This is a genomic window from Snuella sedimenti (assembly GCF_016428595.1).
GTDB lineage: Bacteria > Bacteroidota > Bacteroidia > Flavobacteriales > Flavobacteriaceae > Snuella > Snuella sedimenti.
Window position 1 is genome coordinate 1 of sequence record NZ_JAELVQ010000034.1, and the last position, 18,216, is coordinate 18,216.

Sequence of the window (18,216 nt, forward strand, 5' to 3'; positions counted from 1 at the left end):
GCTAAAGTTTGTACTTTTATTCATATCTGGTTTTGTGGTAAAACAAGATATAAAGCAAAGCGGGAAATCCAACTATGGAAATCCCGCTTTTAAAAAACTTTATCGGACACTAATGATTTTCAATATTAAATAAACTTAATATCTATAATGCTCAGGTTTGAAGGGACCTTCAACCGTTACACCAATGTAGCTTGCTTGTTCTTCGGTAAGCTCAGTAAGTTCTACACCAATTTTTTCTAAGTGTAATTTTGCTACTTTTTCATCTAAGTGTTTAGGTAGCATATATACTTGGTTTCCATATGCACCGGCATTGTTCCATAGTTCAATTTGTGCTAGGGTTTGGTTTGTAAACGAGTTGCTCATTACAAAACTTGGATGTCCGGTAGCACAGCCAAGATTTACTAAACGACCTTCAGCTAGAACAATAATATCGTTACCATCAACTGTGTATTTGTCCACTTGAGGTTTAATAGTGTTTTTGGTATCTCCATAGTTGTCGTTTAACCAAGCCATTTGGATTTCATTGTCGAAGTGTCCAATATTACAAACTATTGTTTTGTCTTTCATTGCCTTAAAGTGCTCAGCTCTAACAATGTCTTTGTTGCCCGTGGTTGTAATAACGATATCGGCATTGCTAACAACAGTTTCTAATTTTTTAACTTCAAAACCGTCCATGGCAGCCTGTAAAGCACAAATAGGATCAATTTCGGTAACAGTTACAATGCTTCCAGCGCCCTTAAAGGAGGCAGCAGTACCTTTACCAACATCGCCATAGCCACAAACTACAACACGTTTACCTGCAAGCATCACATCGGTTGCACGGCGAATCGCATCAACAGCACTTTCGCGACATCCATATTTATTGTCGAATTTAGATTTTGTTACCGAGTCGTTAACATTAATGGCGGGCATGGGTAATGTACCATTTTTAACACGCTCATAAAGCCTGTGCACTCCCGTAGTTGTTTCTTCAGATAAGCCTTTAATACCACTTGCAAGTTCGGGGTATTTATCCAATACCATATTGGTTAAATCGCCTCCATCGTCAAGGATCATGTTAAGGGGCTTTCTATCTTCACCAAAGAAAAGGGTTTGCTCAATACACCAATCAAATTCTTCTTCGGTCATGTCTTTCCATGCATAAACGGCTGTTCCAGCAGCAGCTATTGCAGCGGCAGCTTGGTCTTGGGTAGAGAAAATGTTACAAGAACTCCAAGTAACTTCTGCGCCTAAAGCCTGTAAGGTTTCAATTAATACAGCGGTTTGTATGGTCATATGCAAACATCCTGCAATTCGGGCGCCTTTTAATGGTTGTGAATCTTTATATTCTTCACGAAGACTCATAAGCCCAGGCATTTCTGCTTCGGCTAATTCAATCTCTTTTCTTCCCCATGCCGCTAGGGACATATCTTTTACCTTATTAGGCACGTAAGCAATGGTTTTTGTACTCATATCAATTTTCTTTATGTTTTTTTAAACAAAACAACATTGTTATTAGAACTTAAAATAGTTAAATTCGCTTAACAATTTTTAGTATTGCTGTGTTGTTTTTTGTTTATTTCAAAATCGACTGCAAAGATAACCAATAACTTTCAGAATATTAAATGCCTTTATATAAAACCATTACCCCAAATTCACAAACTACAGTTAAAATCTGGAAGATAACAGAGACCTATCAGGATTTAATGGAATCTGTCACATTGAAGCCGGAAAGTTTGGAGCGGGTTTTAGGAATGAAAAGTAATATACATCAACGTGGTTTTTTAAGCGTAAGGCATTTGTTGATGGCATTTGGATATCAAGATTCAGATTTGTTTTATGATGCTAATGGAAAGCCGCATTTAAGTGATGGTAAACATATATCAATAACCCATTCATTTCAATTTTCAGCAGTCGTTGTTAGTGATGGTTGTGTAGGAATTGATATAGAGAAACAACGTGAAAAAATACGTGTTATAGCGCATAAATTTATAGAATATGAGTTTGAATATTTAAATAAATTAGAGACCAATTACGTTAATAAGCTTACTGCTATTTGGTGTGTTAAAGAATCCTTGTATAAGTTGTTTGCTACACCTGGGTTAAGTTTCAAAGACCATTGTTTGGTAATTCCTTTTGGGGTTGACACGGATGAAACGGTAGCTTGGATTGATTATAAAGAAAAGAAATACCGCTATCAAATTAGATTTTTGGAATTTGAAGGGTTTACCTGTGCCTATGTTGTAGCCTAATATGGAAGGGATTTACAGTAACATACAGGGACTTGTTCAAAAGAAAGAAAAACTTCTTGCGGTTTTAATAGATCCAGATAAGATGTTACTTGAAAAAGTGACTGGGTTTGTTGAAAAGATAAACAGGTCTGTAGCAACCCATATTTTTGTAGGAGGAAGTACTGTCGATCTTTACAAAACCGAAGTTTTAGTTGCGAAGATCAAAGCAGAAACAAAACTGCCGGTTGTATTATTCCCTGGAGATGTAACTCAAATAACGGGTGAGGCCGATGCACTATTGTTTTTGTCACTACTATCTGGTAGAAATCCCGATTATCTTATAACAAAACAGGTTCAAGCCGTTGCTAAATTAAGAAAGTTAAGTTTAGAGGTTATTTCAACGGGATATTTACTCATAGAAAACGGAAAAGAAACCGCCGTGCAAAAGGTTACGCAAACAAAACCGATGCCTTGGGCCGATGTTCAAAATATTGTGGATACTGCAAAAGCAGGAGAGCTATTAGGGATGAAGTTAATTTATTTAGAAGCAGGGAGTGGAGCTATACATCCGGTATCGGATTATATAATTAAAAGAGTTAAAAATGAACTGGAAATTCCACTTATTGTTGGAGGAGGCGTAAAAAGTAAGCAACAGTTAGAAAACGCTTATAGTTCTGGTGCCGATATGGTTGTTATTGGCACAGCTTTTGAGAACAATGAGTCGTTTTTTGATGATCTAAAGAAGCCATAATTTAGATCGTGAACTGTTTAGTCTGTTATATAGTTTTACATGTTTAACAGACTCTAAACAAAACCAAAAGATTAGTAAGATTTAAAAAATGAAGCATCCATGACTAAAGATTTTGTCACACAGCAGAATAGTTATATAGATGTTACATCTGACTATAGAAAAACAATAAAAAAACACAGATGAAACGAGCATTAAGAAATTTTAAAAATTACTTCACAAAAGGGAATGTTTAAAATTTTTAATGAGAGAACGAGTGTATGGAGTGGTTGCACACGTTCTTAATTTTATAATTGCAATAAAATCAATTAATTACTAAAATTTAAACGTGTGAAAATATCAGTAGAGCTAACATTAACACCCTTGCATGATGATTACGAACCAACAATCATTCATTTTATAAAAAAGCTAAGAGCTTCAAATTTAAAGGTTTTAGAGAATCCATTAAGTACTCAAGTTTATGGCGATTATGATACAGTAATGCGTTTATTAACAACCGAAATTAAAGAAGCTTTTGAACTTATGGAACGTGGTTTGCTATTAATGAAGATTGTTAAATCAGACAGACAAGACTATGAACCCCATTTTTGATTTTCTTTTCGACCAATATTCTAATTATCAAGTTTTAGATGTTGTTTTAGAAATAATAGCAGTTATACTAGGTTTTTTGTCGGTTTGGTATTCAAAACAAAATAAAGTTTGGGTATTTCCCACAGGGATGTTGAGCACGCTTATTTTTGTGTACTTATTGTTAAAATGGGAGTTGTTGGGAGATATGATGATTAACGCATATTATTTTATAATGAGTATCTATGGTTGGTATGTTTGGACCCGTAAAGTTGATGCAACACATGAAACCCCTATATCCAGAACATCGAACAAAGAAAAGCTGTTAAGCATATTTATATTTATCGGGGCCTTGTTATTTGTATGCGTGGTTTACAATGTATATGGTAAGTGGTCTAATTGGGTTGCTTATGTAGATACACTTACAACGGCTATATTTTTTGTTGGAATGTGGCTCATGGCGCGTCGTAAAATTGAAAATTGGATATATTGGATTGTAGGGGACATTATTTCGGTTCCATTATATTTCTATAAAGGATTGGTGTTTACCAGTTTTCAATATCTAGGATTTACAGTAATTGCAATATTTGGTTATTTGGCATGGAAGAAGCATATAGACAGGAACTATCAGATTGCATAAAAGTTGTTTTGTTTGGACCAGAATGTACAGGAAAGACCATTTTGGCCAAACAATTGGCAGCACATTACCAGACACTTTGGGTACCCGAGTATTCACGATTATATGCCGAAGAGAAAGCGGCCAACAACCAAGAGCTAACAAGGACAGATGTGTTAGCAATAGCCCGGGGGCAAATGGCCTTAGAGAATAAATTGGCGAAACAGGTAAAAAAATTGTTGATTTGTGATACTGATCTTTTGGAAACTAAAGTGTACAGTGCGAACTATTACAATGGTTATGTGCCAAAAATACTAGACAAGTTTGCTATAGAAAATCAATACGATCTCTATTTTTTGACCAACATAGATATTCCTTGGGAGGCAGATGGAATTAGGGATAAGCCCAATGAACGGGAGGGTATGTTTAAAGCTTTTCAAAAAGCATTAATCGAGAATAAAAGACCCTATGTACTATTGGAAGGTAATAAAAAAGAACGCTTGGAAGTAGCTGTAAAGCACATAGATGAATTAATGAAAAGTAAAGATGATATTTACAGAAAAGGATATTGAACAGATTAAAACGAATGAATTAACGCTTGAGAAGGTGAGAGCGCAAATAGCTTTGATCAAGGCAGGTATGCCTTACTCTAATTTGGTTGAAGCAGCTTCTGTAGGTAACGGAATATTAGCAATTGAAGCGTCCAAAGAGCAAGATTATATCGATCGGTATGAAAATGCTCGTGATGCCTTATCCATAGTGAAATTTGTGCCGGCTTCGGGGTTGGCAACCCGTATGTTTAAATTTCTATTTCGTTTTTTAAATGAATATGACGCTGAAAAAGAAAGTATTAATGCATATATAAATAGAAATAAGGATAACGATTTAAAAATATTCTTGGTAGGACTGGAAAAGTTGCCCTTTTTTGAAGAAGTAGTGCATAAGTTACATGAAGTAGTTCCTAATTTTAACGAGCTGTCTTATGATGAAAAAAGAGTGGAGTTTGTAAAAACCATGTTGGATGAAGATCGGTTAAACTATAGTTTTTTTCCAAAGGGCTTATTGCCGTTTCATCGTTATAAAAAGCATGTGTCGACGGCTTTCGAAGAGCATTTATTTGAAGCAGCTTTATACGCATCATCAGGTAATAAGGTCAAATTACACTTTACAATTTCAGAAAGGCATAACCATAGATTTGGTGAGGAGTTTAGGTATATTGAAGAAGATGTAGAAGAACAAACCAAAACGAAATTCAATATATCTTTTTCTTACCAGAAAAAATCGACTGAGACTATTGCTTTAACCTCTGAAAATAAAATTTTTAGAAAAGTAAATGGTAGTTTGGTATTTAGACCCTCTGGACATGGAGCATTAATTGAGAATCTTAATGATTTAGAAGGGGATTTGATTTTTATAAAGAATATTGATAATGTTGTTGTGTCCAAACAGAAAGAGAAAGTGTCTTATTATAAAAAAGTATTGGCAGGGATATTATTGGAAATCCAAGCACAAGCATTTAAGTATTTATACCAATTGGATCAAGGGCAGATACCAGATAAAGAACAGCAAGGTATTGTAGATTTTTTGTCCAAAAAATTGAGTGTAGTAGTAACCCCAGATTTTAACAAGTATACCCAAGCGTTTAAAATAGAATATTTAAAAGAAAAATTAAACCGACCTATTCGCGTGTGTGGTATGGTGAAAAATGAAGGTGAACCGGGAGGCGGGCCATTTTGGGTTAATAATGGAAGTGGCGATGTGTCCTTACAAATTGTTGAGTCGGCACAAATCGATACCAAAAATAAACAACACAAAGAAATTGCTAGAAGTGCTACACATTTCAATCCGGTAGATTTAGTTTGTGGTGTTAAAAACTATAAAGGAGAGCCTTTCGATCTAACAAAGTTTGTGGATAACAAAGCAGCTTTTATTACCGAAAAAAACCAGAATGGAGTCGATATAAAAGCATTGGAGTTGCCGGGGTTATGGAACGGGAGTATGGCATATTGGAACTCCATTTTTGTTGAAGTGCCTTTGCTAACATTCAATCCAGTAAAAACGGTAAATGATTTATTGAAAATACCCCATCAAGTTTCTTATGATTAATAAAGAAACCCTGTTACAGGAAGCTGTTTTTAAAGCGGTGAGAAGCTCTGGTAGTGGCGGACAGCATGTAAACAAAGTAGCCTCTAAGGTGGAGTTAATGTTCGATCTTGAAGCATCATTGGTTTTTAATGATGGTGAAAAGCAAAGAATCAAAGAGAAACTTAAACATAGGTTGACAACCAAAGGTGTGCTTGTTTTACAATGTGATGAAAGTAGAAGTCAACATAAAAACAAGGAATTGGTCGCTAAGCGTTTTTTTGACCTTATAAGAACTAGTTTGGTGCGCCCTAAAAAAAGAGTTCCTACTAAAGTCCCGAAAGCAGTAATTCGGAAACGCTTAAAAAGTAAGCGGATACGCTCAGACAGAAAAGAAAATAGGAAAAAGCCTGATATTGACTAAAAAAAACGAAAAACCTGATTCTTAATTCGTAAATCTAAATTACTTTTGCAGCGTTCTCAAAAAGGGGTGCTTTTTCAGTTAGCGGACATTAGTTTTTAGTTTGTAGTTCATTCATTAGGACTTTTAACTTTTAAACTTTTAGCTTTTAACTTCGAAAGGCTGAGATCATACCCATTGAACCTAGAACAGATAATGCTGTTTAGGGAGGCGATAAATGCCGTTTGGATAATTTTATTTATCAAAAAATTATAACTCTTAAGAATAATTACCTCTTTTTATTCGATTTTAAATGTAATCGTATGAAATGAGCCATGATATTTGGTTGATATTAACCAAAATTATTACTGGCGAATTACATCTGATTTATAAAAACGATAAAATTTAACAGATGAAAAAATTATTTCTTTTTTTAATGCTTTTAGTGTTCTCTGTCAATATGAAAGCACAACAAAAGCAAGTTGATCAAGATTCAACAAAGGTTGAAAAATTAGATGAGGTTTTGGTAAAAGCGGTTCGTGTAAATGCAACCTCTCCCATTACACATTCTAATGTAACCAAAGCGCAATTGGAAAAGCGTAATTTAGGTCAGGATATACCAGTGTTGTTAAATTACTTGCCATCGGTGGTTACAACCAGTGATGCAGGCGCGGGAATTGGCTATACAGGCATTCGAGTGCGTGGTGTAAGTGGCGAGTCTACCAATATTACTATCAATGGTATACCCTATAATGATGCAGAATCCTTGGGGACATTTTGGGTTAACTTACAGGATTTTTCTTCTTCTGTAGAAAGTCTTCAGGTACAACGCGGTGTCGGAACGTCTACTAATGGTTCTGGTGCATTTGGAGCCAGTATTAATATTTTAACCGATGCCATTTCAAATGAAGCATTTGTATCGGTGTCCAATAGTTATGGTAGCTTTAATACACTTAGGCATAACATTAAATTTAGCACAGGGTTGCTTAATGAAAAGGTTGAGTTTTCTGGTCGATTGTCTAAGATCGAGTCAGATGGTTATATAGACAGGGCTAGTTCCGATTTAAAATCCTATTTTTTACAAGGAGCCTATAAAGACAACAACCGTCTTATAAAAGCCATAGCGTTTGGGGGTGAAGAAATAACATATCAAGCTTGGTATGGTGTAGATGTTTTTACTATTGACTCCAATAGAACGTACAATATTGCCGGAATTATAACTGATGACGAAGGTAACAATACAGGATTTTATGACAATCAAGTAGATGACTACAGGCAAGATCATTATCAGTTACATTGGAATGAACGATTTGACAATCAACTATCTTTAAATGTAGGTTTGAACTATACCAATGGAAGGGGTTTTTATGAAGAGTATGTAGATAATTATTTCTATACTAATGTGTATTGGGCAGACGATTCAAAATTTTCATTTTTAGGTTTAGAGCCTATTACGGTTGACGGTAATACGGTAGAAAGTATGGACTATGTTCGTAGAAAATGGTTGGATAATAATTTTTATGTGGCTAATGCAAGTTTGAATTTTAAAGATGATAAGTTGGATGTAATAACAGGAGGATCGTTTAGTCTTTACGAAGGTGATCATTTTGGAGAAATTATTTGGGCGCAATATGCAGTAGATATTAGTAAAGATTATCGTTATTACTTTGGGCAAAGTAAAAAACGCGATGCTAGTGGATTTTCGAAAGCAACCTACAAAGTAAATGATAAATTAAGCCTTTATGGAGATTTGCAATATAGGTACGTAGAATATAAAACCAATGGAACAGGCTCCAATCGTACTTTGTTTGAGATTAATAAAAAGTACAATTTTATCAATCCTAAAATAGGGGCTAGTATAAATCTGGATAGTAATAACAATATTTATGGTTCTTATGCAAGAGCGAATAGAGAGCCAAGCAGAACAGATTTTGAAAACAGTGCCGATGTAAAACCGGAACAGCTTAATGATTTTGAATTGGGATACCGTTACAAGAGTAAAAAGATAAAATTTAATGCCAATGCATATTTTATGTATTATAACGATCAGTTAGTTTTAACAGGCGCAATAGATAATGTAGGTGCACCCATAAGAGCTAATGCTGGAAAAAGTTATAGGGCGGGGGTCGAATTAGAGACGTTTATTGCTGTTGGTAACAAGCTAACAATTCAATCAAACCTTACTTTAAGTAGAAATAGAAACTTAAATAAAGGACAGTTTATAGAGGATGAGCCTTTGGGGGAAACAGATATAGCTTATTCTCCTAATGTGGTAACAAGTACAGCGCTTAATTATACACCTATAAAGGGAATGCAATTAGCACTTGTTAATAAGTACGTTGGCAAACAATTAATGAATAATATAGGCAATAAGGATTCAAGATTGAAGGCATATAATACCTTAGATTTTAATCTTGCTTACGAGTTTAAGCCAAAAGCCATTTTTAAATCGATTTTAGTGAATGGTATTGTAAATAATATAACAAACGTGAAGTATAATGCCAATGGATTTGATTATGGTGGAGGGTATTATGTGTATTACCCACAAGCAACAACTAACTTTTTAGCAGGGGTTACTCTAAAGTTTTAGATAAATAAAATGTATTAATTATTCAGGCCTCAGCAAGTTTGTTGGGGCTTTTTAGTTGGAAATTAAAAGCGTATTACCGCTAACGGTTACACGGTAATTACGTAAACTACATTGCAATGTGCCATTGTTTAGAGGAGCGCCCGTTACCAGACTATAAGTGTTTTTGTCATCACAGCCGCAAGTAGCATTTAAACCAGAATTAACAAGTACCGAACATTCGCTTTGTGGGTGGTTGGGATCTGCTGCATCCCAGGCAAGGTAGTCGGCACCAGTAAAAGCCACTATAATACCACCATTGCCAGCATTGGCTACATATGCCGAATTACCCGTAAACTGGAGTTGGCTATATTGTGGGAGGTTGAGGTTAACAGCTACATTAACACCTATATCTAGCAGGAATTTACAGTTTTTATTGTCGATAGAATTAGAACTGCAAGACATAAAAAAAGTTAGTGATAGTATGTAAAAAAAAGCTTTCATCGAATCCTAAGAATTAAATTGCAATTTACAACAAAAAGCAAATTGCGTTAAATATTTTGTATATTTGTTATATGATCTCGTTTATGCGGGATTTTTTTATTCCGAACGATTCACCGAGCATCGTCAAAGTGTGTTTTCGGAATCTTTTTATTAAATAAACGATGAAGTTATGAGTAAAGTATCTTACTATACACCTGAAGGGCTTAAAAAGCTAAGAGATGAGTTAAAACACCTAAAAGATGTTGAACGCGTAAAAGCTTCAAAGGCAATTGCAGAGGCAAGGGATAAAGGTGATTTAAGTGAAAATGCCGAGTATGATGCTGCTAAGGAAGCACAAGGTATGTTGGAAATGCGTATTTCTAAATTAGAAGACGCATTAGCAGGTGCTCGCGTTATTGATGAATCACAACTGGATAATTCAAAGGTATTAGTGTTGTCAAAAGTTAAAATAAAGAACCAAGCCAATGGTATGGAAATGAACTATACGTTGGTAGCTGATGGAGAAGCCGATTTGGCCTCTGGTAAGATTTCGGTGAATTCACCTATCGGTAAAGGCCTATTAGGAAAATCGGTTGGAGATGTGGCCGAAATTCAAGTGCCCAATGGTGTTATTAAATTCGATATAGTAGAAATATCACGCTAAAAGTATATAGTTATGGCTTCAATTTTTACAAAAATAGTTAAGGGAGAGATTCCGTGTTATAAAGTAGCCGAAACAGATGATTTTTTGGCGTTTTTGGATGTAAACCCCAATAGTAAAGGCCATACACTATGTATTCCCAAGAAGGAAGTTGATAAACTTTTTGATTTGGACGAGGCGACATATAATGGTCTAATGGCTTTTTCAAGACGTGTTGCAATTGCTATTGAGAAAGCAATACCCTGTAAGCGTGTGGGCGTATCGGTAATTGGTCTGGAAGTACCTCACGTACATGTACACTTAATACCACTGCACAGCATGGAGGATGCTCGGTTTATTCAAAAGGCAAGGTTATCCCCCGATGCGTTTCAAGAAATAGCCAAAGCTATTCAAGCTAAGCTATAGCACGATCTAAAGCAATCTGTATGGTTGTTCCTTTGTCTATCTCAGATTGTAGAACACTTATCTTTCCATTATGAAAATCTTCAATAATACGTTGGGTTAAGGAGAGTCCTAAGCCCCATCCGCGTTTTTTCGTTGTATACCCGGGTTCAAAAATTTTATTGAACAATTTTTTATGGATACCCTTTCCTGTATCGGTTACACTTACTTTTATGGTGTCTTCCAACTCCGAGATTTCAACAGTCAATTTTCCTCTTCCTTTCATAGCATCGATGGCATTTTTAACAAGGTTTTCAATCGTCCAACTATACAACTGTTTATTTAAATTTACAAAAATGGGTTCTTCGGGTGTAATAAGTTCAAAATCTATTAGTTTAGAAGATCTCGATTTCAAGTAATCATACGAATTGATAGTTTCTTCAATAATATTGACTACTTCTAAAGTGGGAGCCGACCCAATTTTACTAAAGCGTTCGGTAATGGTTTGTAGTCGGTCTATGTCTTTCTCTATTTCAAAAATATAGTCGGGATTAACATTTTCAGACTTTAAAATTTCGGCCCAACCTATCAACGACGATAGAGGTGTGCCAATTTGATGGGCTGTCTCTTTGGCCATTCCAGACCATAGCTTATTTTGGGTGGCATTTTTTGAACTTTTATAAAAGAGGAATAATACAACTATAAAAAGGAAAATAATAAGTAACAGAGCTAGAGGATAATATTTAAGTTTATTTAACAATGGAGAGTTGCCGTAGTATATTGTGCTTACCCTTTTACCTCCAACTATAACATCAATGGGGGTGTTTTCCCTTTTAAATTGGTTTATGGTTTTCTTTACAAAGGCATCGTCCTTAATTTTTTCTTCGTTAATGTTAAAGAAGCTTTCTATGCTGCCATTTGCATTTATAAGGAGCATTGGTGTGGTTGTATTGCTGTTGAGGACTTGCAGCGTTAATTCGCCAATGTCATTTTCAAGATCGGTATCTTTAAGCAAATTCATTTGAGCTATGGACAAATTTTCCATTTTTATACGCTCTTCATTTTTAAAGTGCTGAAAAAAGGAATAGGTGTTCCATAAAATGAGGGATACAATACCAAACGAGATAACAATAATAACCCAGCGTAAGGTATTTCTGTGTTTTGCAAAGACCATTAACTTAATAAATAAATTTAAATATGTAATATAATGTAAATCCGCTAAAATTATTGTGCAATATGTTGGGAAATGTATTGAACTCATCTTGACTTTTTCCAATTGGTTAAAAAATTGCGCTTTTGAGCCTGCTTTTTGTCATTTTCTCATTCCGTAGCCCTGCTATGCAAATTAAAAATGCCTTCCATCAAGTTCAAAATTGCTAATTTTCACTTCAATCAAAAAAGTTAAGATGAGTTCATTATTTATAATTTTATAAATGAAGAATGGGTATAGAAATTTTGTAGATGTGAACTAATAATAAATTCATGATTAATTTTTAATAAATATTTTAATTAGCTTTGTGGAAATTAAAAGGTGAATGAGGTCGTTTGAGCCAAACAGTTTGTCAACCAGTAAATTGCATAGTTATTTGTTAAGTGCGATAGCTCCTCGACCTATAGCTTTTGCGAGTACGGTAGACAAAAGTGGAACCCCTAATTTATCGCCTTTTAGTTTTTTTAATGTTTTTAGTGCAAATCCGCCAATATTAATATTTTCGCCGTCGCGTCGTGTTAGGGACAATACGACTAAGCATACCTTAGAAAATGTGGAAAAAATAAAGGAGGTGGTGATAAATGTTGTTAACTACGATATTGTGCATCAAATGTCCCTGAGTAGTACCGAATATGGTGCTGGGGTTAATGAGTTTGACAAGGCAGGGTTAACTATGTTGAAATCGGATATTGTAAAGCCTTTTCGGGTTTTGGAATCACCGGTGCAATTTGAATGTAAGGTCAATGACATTATTAAGCTAGGAACAGAAGGAGGTGCTGGAAATTTAATTATATGTGAAGTTGTAAAGATGCATATAAACACCGACGTTCTTAATGATGATGAATCTATAAACCAGGAAAAATTAGATTTGGTGGCCAGAGCAGGAGGAAGTTATTACAGTCGGGCAAATAAAGGTTTTTTTGAAATACCTAAGCCTTTATCTACCTTGGGAATTGGTGTAGATAGTTTTCCAGACCATGTTAAAGATAGTATGATTTTAACAGGTAATGATTTAGGTATGTTAGGAAATATAGAGGCTTTGCCAACACCCACTATGGTAAAAGATTTTATAGAAGGACTTGAGGCTAGGTATCCGGATATTAAGAAATCGACGCACAGGGAAAAACATATTTTGGCACGTAATTATTTAAGCTATGGTGATGTGGATAGTGCCTGGAAAATTTTATTAAGTTAGTATAAATTAAATAATAGATATAAATTATAATTAATGGAAGTTCAAGGAAGCGTAAAAATGATAGGAGAAACTCAAACTTTTGGAAGTAATGGGTTTAGAAAAAGAGAAATTGTTGTAACTACTGATGAGCAGTACCCTCAACATATTATGATTGAATTTATTCAAGATAAAACCGATTTGCTAAATAGCTATCAAGTAGGTCAGCAGGTAAAAATAAGTGTTAATTTAAGAGGAAGAGAGTGGGTAAATCCACAAGGAGAAACTAAGTATTTTAATACCATCCAAGGTTGGCGTATTGAGGCTTTACAAGCGAGTGCTAGTGGCGAAAACATGCCGCCTGTTCCTCCAGCAGATGCTTTTGAGCCGGCAGGAAATTTGAATGAAGACGAGCACGACGATTTGCCGTTTTAAATTATGGGGATAACCTAAAAAACGATTAAAAGATTTAAGCAGCCTCAATGTTATTAGCATTGGGGTTGTTTTTTTTAAGATAATAATTTAGATGCAGTACCTATCAAAAGACATATGGTTTCCAGATGTAACAGAAGCAACACAAGAAGGTTTGCTGGCTATTGGGGGAGACTTATCCGTTCACCGTTTGTTATATGCTTACAGAAATGGGATTTTTCCATGGTTTGGTGATGGAGAACCAATTTTATGGTGGTCACCAGATCCGCGTTTTGTTTTGTTTCCTGAAAAACTGAAGGTTTCTAAAAGTATGAAGCAAGTACTGCGTAATTGTGATTATGAAGTGACAGTAAACAAAGCGTTTGAAGAAGTCATAATACAATGTTCTAAGGCAAAGCGAGAAGGCCAGTCAGGCACTTGGATTACCGGCGACATGATTGATGCCTATGTTGAATTACATGAGATGGGATATGCCAAATCGGTTGAGGTTTGGAAAGAAGGTATTTTAGTTGCAGGATTGTATGGGGTCGATTTAGACAATGGCGTGTTTTGTGGAGAGAGTATGTTTACCAATGAGAGTAATGCTAGTAAGGCAGGGTTTATTACTTTTATTAAAAACAGCAATTATAGTTTAATAGATTGTCAAGTATATACCAATCATTTAGAACGATTGGGAGCTGAAGAGATACCGAGAGATATGTTTCTAAAGTATTTAACAAATAAATAGTGTAAAAATGGCACAAAGAATATGGCTTATAGTCTGCGTTATTTTGCTAATACCTATACGAACATTGGGTCAAGAGATGCCTTTAAAGGTTGGTGTTGTTGGGCTTAGTCATTCGCATGTTCATTGGATCCTTAGCGATCTGGATCGAAAGGATATCGATGTTGTAGGCATTGTAGAGCCTAATAAGGATCTTGCCCAACGCTATGCACAACAGTATGGTTATTCCATGTCTATAGTGTATAATACAATAAAGGAGATGATTGCTGCTACACATCCAGAGGCTGTTACAGCTTTTGGTTCGATTTATGAGCACTTACATGTTGTGGAAGTTTGTGCTCCAGAAGGTGTTCATGTTATGGTTGAGAAGCCCTTAGCGGTTAGTGTCGAGCATGCAAAGAAAATGAAAATGCTTGCTAGGAAGCACAACATACATTTGCTCACCAATTATGAAACCACTTGGTATCCTACTAACCATAAGGCCTACGAGTTGCTAAAAGAAAATTATATTGGGACCACTAGAAAAATTATTGTACGCGACGGACATAAAGGTCCTAAAAAGATAGGTGTAAATAAAGAGTTTTTAGATTGGCTAACAGATCCCATTCAAAATGGCGGAGGTGCTATTACCGATTTTGGTTGTTATGGAGCTAATTTGACCACTTGGTTAATGGAAGGTGAAAAGCCCAGTACAGTTACGGCCGTAACCCTACAACAACAACCTGAAAACAATCCTAAAGTAGATGATGATGCGACAATAATTTTAACCTATAATGATAATGTTAAAGTTATTATACAAGCATCTTGGAATTGGCCCATTGGAAGAAAGGATATGGAAATTTACGGTGTAAACGGTGTTATATATGTTGATAACAAACATGATATGCGTATTCATATTTCAAAAGGATACGACGGATTTACTGCCGAGACCTTTAATTTAGAAGAGCGAACGCCTCCATTTAATGATCCGTTTGCATTGCTGAAGGCTGTAGTGCGTAATGAAGTAGCATTGAAACCAAATGACCTTACAGCTCTTGAAAATAATATGATAGTCGTTGAGATTTTAGAGGCAGCCATTAAAAGTGCAAAGTTGGGTAAAACCGTGAAACTTAGTGCTATTGATTAAACCTCTTTATATCTAAAACAATCAGTTATATGGTCATTAACCATGCCTGTGGCTTGCATGTGCGCATAAACAACAGTAGAACCAACAAACTTAAACCCTCGTTTTTTTAAATCTTTACTTAAGGCATCAGATATTGGTGTGGTTGCTGGGATATCTTTTAAAGTCGGCCACGTATTTTTAATAGGTTTGCCGTTTACAAACCCCCAAATGTATTGACTAAAACTACCAAACTCTTCCTGAATTTTTATAAAAGCCTGTGCATTGGTCACCGTAGCATTCACTTTTAGTTTGTTTCTAACGATACCTGTGTCCTTTAAGAGTGCATCAATTTTGTCTTGTTTGTAATTGGCTATCTTTTTGTAGTCAAAATTATCAAAAGCCTTTCTGAAGTTTTCTCGTTTTCGCAATATAGTAATCCAACTTAATCCAGCTTGAAAAGTTTCTAAAATTAAAAACTCGAACAGTGTAGCATCATCGTATACAGGAACTCCCCATTCTGTGTCATGATATGCTTCGTATAAAGGATCTCCAATACACCAGCTGCATTTTGTTCTTGTGTTCATAATGATTTGAGCTTTAGGCTAAAGCATGACAAAAGTCATATTAATTACTTGACTAAGATACTAATTTTGAAACTTGAATTTTTGTGTCACAAATAAAAATAGTTATGAAGACCCTAATAAAAGAGAGCTTACAATGTAGTATGTCGTATAAGGAATATAGAGATCTGGTGGCAAAATTGGTTGCTGAAAATGGAACGACTGGTTCTGAAAAAACCGAGGAAAGGATCGATTTCACGAAGCTTAACGACAGGCGTATGAAGCGCTGGGATAAAACTATTAACATATCGGAGGACATACAGGACAAAATTATGGGGTTTGACCATCAAGTTACTTGGCTTGTCATAGTAGAGAGTTGGTGTGGCGATGGTGCTCATATGTTACCAGCTTTAGATAAAATAGCCTCATTGAATGATCGTATCGACCTGAGAGTGGTGCTTAGAGATGATAACCCTAAGTTAATGAATGCTTTTTTAACTGACGGTGCCCAGGCGATTCCTAAATTAATTATGATTGATGATGAGACTGAAGCGGTTTTAAGTACCTATGGCCCAAGACCAACAGAAGCAACTAATTATGTAAGTCGATTTAAAAACATGTATGGTAAGTTGACGCCAGAATTCAAAAAAGATTTACAACATTGGTATAATAATAATAAAGGACAAAATATTATAGAGGATGTTACCGAAATGCTCTGCCATTTTGAACCTAACGTTTGCCAATAAAATAAAACGTTATAGAGCCAATTTGTGATGCTCTATTTGGGTGTGGGCTAAAAGTAGACTTCTTAGCATATTCCAAAGCATGCTCCCTTAAACATTCGTTAGAAGAATTAGATGCCGTATTTACATAAGCGTCGGTAACATTGCCTTTGGCATTAACAGTGATATTAATGACAATTTTTCCACCTTTCTCACAAAGATATACAGGAGGAGGAATGGAAATTTTAGTACGGTCTTTTAACGAAAAACTAATAGTGCTTTTGGAATTATTGCTGTCTTCCTGTTGTTTTTTTAAAAGGTCATTTACCTTGCTGAATTTAGATAACTCTTCTTCTTTTAATTTCGAGTCTTCGGTAGCCTCATAGTTTTTAGAAGCTGTATTAGGACCTTCAGTAAAACCACTGGTTTTTGGAATGTAGTCTTCGGGGGGCGCAATGGGTTTATAGGCTTGGGCAAAATGTTTGCTTTCCTGGGTTTCATTAAAGGCTTCGTTGGTTTCAGCTTTACTGGCATTTAATTTCTCTAAAGCTTCCAGTACTTTAACTTCTTCCTCAGTTAATGCTTCTTCGGGCTCTATTTCGTAAAAGCTTTCGGAGATCATAGCGCTCTGTTTTTTTATGTTAAGGTTAAAAACAGCCATAACTACCGTTCCAGAAATAAAAAACGTGATTAAAAGGGCTCTATGTTGATTTGTTAACTTCAAATCGAAATCAGTTTCAATATATTTATCGTGATCAGTTAAAGAAAGTTTTATTTAATACCAATTTTGAATCAGTACATGGTATAAAAGTGTTGTTCATCCACAGCAATAACTGTATACGATAATAGCATTACATATTGAAATATACGTAAAATTAAGCAATATGGTTGTTAAGCTCCATTATGAATTCTTCAATAGAAACAGCATTGGCAACATCAAAATCACCAATTTTTGTACGTCGCAGTGCCGATAAATAGGCTCCCGATTGCAATGCCTTACCGAAATCATTTGCTAAAGATCGAATGTAAGTGCCTTTACTGCAAACCACTCTAAAGTCAACGTTAAGGCCATCAATATTGGTAATCTCAAATGCTTTGATATGTACAGTACGCGGCTTTATTTCAACAGTTTCACCTGCTCTGGCAAACTCATACAAGCGCTTTCCATCCTTTTTTATAGCAGAGAATAAAGGAGGATACTGTTCGATATCTCCAAGGAACTGTTTCGTGGTTTCCTGTATTAGGTCTGGGGTAATGTGTTCTGAAGAAAATGTATTGTTTACCTCCGTCTCCATATCATAAGAAGGTGTTGTACTACCCAAAACAAAAGTGCCAGTGTATTCCTTTATTTGCCCTTGAAATGTATCGATTTGTTTGGTCATTTTTCCAGTACAGATAACAAGCAACCCCGTCGCCAGTGGATCTAAAGTGCCTGCATGCCCTACCTTTATCTTTTTAATTTTAAAGGCTTGGCGAATTTTCCAGCGTAGTTTATTTACCACTTGAAAAGAGGTCCAATGTAGCGGTTTGTCTATAAGCAAAACCTGCCCAGAAAGATAATCTTCTTTAGTAAGCATG

At 35.4% G+C, this 18,216-nt stretch carries 21 protein-coding genes; 15 read left to right on the forward strand and 6 right to left on the reverse strand.

The genetic code is table 11. From position 1 onward, the window contains the following. Nucleotides 1–135 precede the first annotated feature (135 nt). Nucleotides 136–1,452, reverse strand: coding sequence for an adenosylhomocysteinase (gene ahcY / locus JF259_RS16365; protein WP_199116786.1), 1,317 nt, complete (start codon nt 1,450–1,452; stop codon nt 136–138). Between the two features lie 152 nt (nt 1,453–1,604). Between ahcY and JF259_RS16370 the strand changes: the two genes are divergently transcribed. From JF259_RS16370 to JF259_RS16405, 8 genes are all read left to right on the forward strand, one after another. Beyond that, a complete protein-coding gene (locus JF259_RS16370; protein ID WP_199116787.1) occupies nt 1,605–2,231 on the forward strand; it encodes a 4'-phosphopantetheinyl transferase family protein in 627 nt (208 codons plus the stop codon). Nucleotide 2,232: 1 nt separating this feature from the next. Continuing rightward, a complete protein-coding gene (locus tag JF259_RS16375) occupies nt 2,233–2,961 on the forward strand; it encodes a geranylgeranylglyceryl/heptaprenylglyceryl phosphate synthase (protein WP_199116788.1) in 729 nt (242 codons plus the stop codon). A 327-nt stretch (nt 2,962–3,288) separates the two neighbouring features. Beyond that, nucleotides 3,289–3,549, forward strand: coding sequence for a thiamine-binding protein (locus JF259_RS16380; protein WP_199116789.1), 261 nt, complete (start codon nt 3,289–3,291; stop codon nt 3,547–3,549). After that, entirely contained in the window at nt 3,533–4,165 is a 633-nt protein-coding gene (gene pnuC / locus JF259_RS16385) for a nicotinamide riboside transporter PnuC (protein ID WP_199116790.1), read from the forward strand. Before JF259_RS16380 ends, pnuC begins: the two co-directional genes overlap by 17 nt. Beyond that, a complete protein-coding gene (locus JF259_RS16390) occupies nt 4,126–4,713 on the forward strand; it encodes an AAA family ATPase (RefSeq protein ID WP_199116791.1) in 588 nt (195 codons plus the stop codon). Before pnuC ends, JF259_RS16390 begins: the two co-directional genes overlap by 40 nt. Further along, complete coding sequence (locus JF259_RS16395; RefSeq protein ID WP_199116792.1) at nt 4,688–6,247, forward strand: DUF4301 family protein; 1,560 nt, start codon at nt 4,688–4,690, stop codon at nt 6,245–6,247. The genes JF259_RS16390 and JF259_RS16395 overlap by 26 nt, the downstream gene beginning before the upstream one ends. Beyond that, nucleotides 6,240–6,647, forward strand: coding sequence for an alternative ribosome rescue aminoacyl-tRNA hydrolase ArfB (arfB, locus tag JF259_RS16400; protein ID WP_199116793.1), 408 nt, complete (start codon nt 6,240–6,242; stop codon nt 6,645–6,647). The genes JF259_RS16395 and arfB overlap by 8 nt, the downstream gene beginning before the upstream one ends. 388 nt (nt 6,648–7,035) lie before the next feature. Further along, complete coding sequence (locus tag JF259_RS16405) at nt 7,036–9,213, forward strand: TonB-dependent receptor (protein ID WP_199116794.1); 2,178 nt, start codon at nt 7,036–7,038, stop codon at nt 9,211–9,213. Nucleotides 9,214–9,264: 51 nt separating this feature from the next. On the opposite strand, the gene JF259_RS16410 is transcribed toward JF259_RS16405, so the two are convergent. Beyond that, nucleotides 9,265–9,654 carry a Rieske (2Fe-2S) protein gene (locus tag JF259_RS16410; protein ID WP_199116795.1) on the reverse strand — a complete coding sequence of 130 codons (390 nt, stop codon included), beginning with the start codon at nt 9,652–9,654 and terminating at the stop codon, nt 9,265–9,267. Nucleotides 9,655–9,862: 208 nt separating this feature from the next. On the opposite strand from JF259_RS16410, the gene greA reads away from it, so the two are divergent. Then, entirely contained in the window at nt 9,863–10,336 is a 474-nt protein-coding gene (gene greA / locus JF259_RS16415; protein WP_199116796.1) for a transcription elongation factor GreA, read from the forward strand. Nucleotides 10,337–10,348: 12 nt separating this feature from the next. Then, on the forward strand, nt 10,349–10,738 hold the full coding sequence (locus JF259_RS16420; RefSeq protein WP_199116797.1) for an HIT family protein: 390 nt from the start codon (nt 10,349–10,351) through the stop codon (nt 10,736–10,738). Here JF259_RS16420 and JF259_RS16425 read toward each other — a convergent pair. Further along, complete coding sequence (locus JF259_RS16425; RefSeq protein ID WP_199116798.1) at nt 10,728–11,888, reverse strand: sensor histidine kinase; 1,161 nt, start codon at nt 11,886–11,888, stop codon at nt 10,728–10,730. The genes JF259_RS16420 and JF259_RS16425 overlap by 11 nt on opposite strands. A 361-nt stretch (nt 11,889–12,249) precedes the next feature. Here JF259_RS16425 and JF259_RS16430 point away from each other — a divergent pair, with 361 nt between their 5' ends. From JF259_RS16430 to JF259_RS16445, 4 genes are all read left to right on the forward strand, one after another. Beyond that, entirely contained in the window at nt 12,250–13,119 is an 870-nt protein-coding gene (locus JF259_RS16430; RefSeq protein ID WP_199116799.1) for a flavin reductase family protein, read from the forward strand. A gap of 33 nt (nt 13,120–13,152) precedes the next feature. Further along, entirely contained in the window at nt 13,153–13,530 is a 378-nt protein-coding gene (locus tag JF259_RS16435; RefSeq protein ID WP_199116800.1) for a DUF3127 domain-containing protein, read from the forward strand. A gap of 91 nt (nt 13,531–13,621) precedes the next feature. Then, nucleotides 13,622–14,254: a leucyl/phenylalanyl-tRNA--protein transferase gene (gene aat / locus JF259_RS16440; RefSeq protein WP_199116801.1), complete on the forward strand. Its 633-nt coding sequence runs from the start codon at nt 13,622–13,624 to the stop codon at nt 14,252–14,254. A gap of 7 nt (nt 14,255–14,261) precedes the next feature. Beyond that, nucleotides 14,262–15,377: a Gfo/Idh/MocA family protein gene (locus JF259_RS16445; protein WP_199116802.1), complete on the forward strand. Its 1,116-nt coding sequence runs from the start codon at nt 14,262–14,264 to the stop codon at nt 15,375–15,377. Here the strand turns inward: JF259_RS16445 and JF259_RS16450 are convergent. Further along, nucleotides 15,374–15,940: a DNA-3-methyladenine glycosylase I gene (locus JF259_RS16450; RefSeq protein WP_199116803.1), complete on the reverse strand. Its 567-nt coding sequence runs from the start codon at nt 15,938–15,940 to the stop codon at nt 15,374–15,376. The genes JF259_RS16445 and JF259_RS16450 overlap by 4 nt on opposite strands. Before the next feature lie 104 nt (nt 15,941–16,044). Between JF259_RS16450 and JF259_RS16455 the strand changes: the two genes are divergently transcribed. Beyond that, complete coding sequence (locus JF259_RS16455) at nt 16,045–16,662, forward strand: thioredoxin family protein (RefSeq protein WP_199116804.1); 618 nt, start codon at nt 16,045–16,047, stop codon at nt 16,660–16,662. Here JF259_RS16455 and JF259_RS16460 read toward each other — a convergent pair. Further along, a complete protein-coding gene (locus JF259_RS16460; protein ID WP_233164343.1) occupies nt 16,646–17,362 on the reverse strand; it encodes a TonB family protein in 717 nt (238 codons plus the stop codon). The two genes, JF259_RS16455 and JF259_RS16460, sit on opposite strands and share 17 nt — an antisense overlap. A 151-nt stretch (nt 17,363–17,513) precedes the next feature. Further along, the gene (gene truB, locus JF259_RS16465) at nt 17,514–18,215 is read right to left on the reverse strand and encodes a tRNA pseudouridine(55) synthase TruB (protein ID WP_199116805.1); all 702 of its coding nucleotides are present in this window, start codon (nt 18,213–18,215) and stop codon (nt 17,514–17,516) included. Nucleotide 18,216 lies beyond the last annotated feature (1 nt).

Bases quoted from the DNA above. Each gene is read 5' to 3' on its own strand.
- JF259_RS16420 (WP_199116797.1), top strand. From the start codon at position 10,349: ATGGCTTCAATTTTTACAAAAATAGTTAAGGGAGAGATTCCGTGTTAT.
- greA (WP_199116796.1), top strand. From the start codon at position 9,863: ATGAGTAAAGTATCTTACTATACACCTGAAGGGCTTAAAAAGCTAAGA.
- JF259_RS16445 (WP_199116802.1), top strand. From the start codon at position 14,262: ATGGCACAAAGAATATGGCTTATAGTCTGCGTTATTTTGCTAATACCT.
- JF259_RS16455 (WP_199116804.1), top strand. From the start codon at position 16,045: ATGAAGACCCTAATAAAAGAGAGCTTACAATGTAGTATGTCGTATAAG.
- ahcY (WP_199116786.1), bottom strand. From the start codon at position 1,452: ATGAGTACAAAAACCATTGCTTACGTGCCTAATAAGGTAAAAGATATG.
- JF259_RS16450 (WP_199116803.1), bottom strand. From the start codon at position 15,940: ATGAACACAAGAACAAAATGCAGCTGGTGTATTGGAGATCCTTTATAC.
- JF259_RS16395 (WP_199116792.1), top strand. From the start codon at position 4,688: ATGATATTTACAGAAAAGGATATTGAACAGATTAAAACGAATGAATTA.
- JF259_RS16390 (WP_199116791.1), top strand. From the start codon at position 4,126: ATGGAAGAAGCATATAGACAGGAACTATCAGATTGCATAAAAGTTGTT.
- JF259_RS16425 (WP_199116798.1), bottom strand. From the start codon at position 11,888: ATGGTCTTTGCAAAACACAGAAATACCTTACGCTGGGTTATTATTGTT.
- truB (WP_199116805.1), bottom strand. From the start codon at position 18,215: ATGCTTACTAAAGAAGATTATCTTTCTGGGCAGGTTTTGCTTATAGAC.
- JF259_RS16375 (WP_199116788.1), top strand. From the start codon at position 2,233: ATGGAAGGGATTTACAGTAACATACAGGGACTTGTTCAAAAGAAAGAA.
- pnuC (WP_199116790.1), top strand. From the start codon at position 3,533: ATGAACCCCATTTTTGATTTTCTTTTCGACCAATATTCTAATTATCAA.
- JF259_RS16435 (WP_199116800.1), top strand. From the start codon at position 13,153: ATGGAAGTTCAAGGAAGCGTAAAAATGATAGGAGAAACTCAAACTTTT.
- arfB (WP_199116793.1), top strand. From the start codon at position 6,240: ATGATTAATAAAGAAACCCTGTTACAGGAAGCTGTTTTTAAAGCGGTG.
- aat (WP_199116801.1), top strand. From the start codon at position 13,622: ATGCAGTACCTATCAAAAGACATATGGTTTCCAGATGTAACAGAAGCA.
- JF259_RS16430 (WP_199116799.1), top strand. From the start codon at position 12,250: ATGAGGTCGTTTGAGCCAAACAGTTTGTCAACCAGTAAATTGCATAGT.
- JF259_RS16410 (WP_199116795.1), bottom strand. From the start codon at position 9,654: ATGTCTTGCAGTTCTAATTCTATCGACAATAAAAACTGTAAATTCCTG.
- JF259_RS16405 (WP_199116794.1), top strand. From the start codon at position 7,036: ATGAAAAAATTATTTCTTTTTTTAATGCTTTTAGTGTTCTCTGTCAAT.
- JF259_RS16370 (WP_199116787.1), top strand. From the start codon at position 1,605: ATGCCTTTATATAAAACCATTACCCCAAATTCACAAACTACAGTTAAA.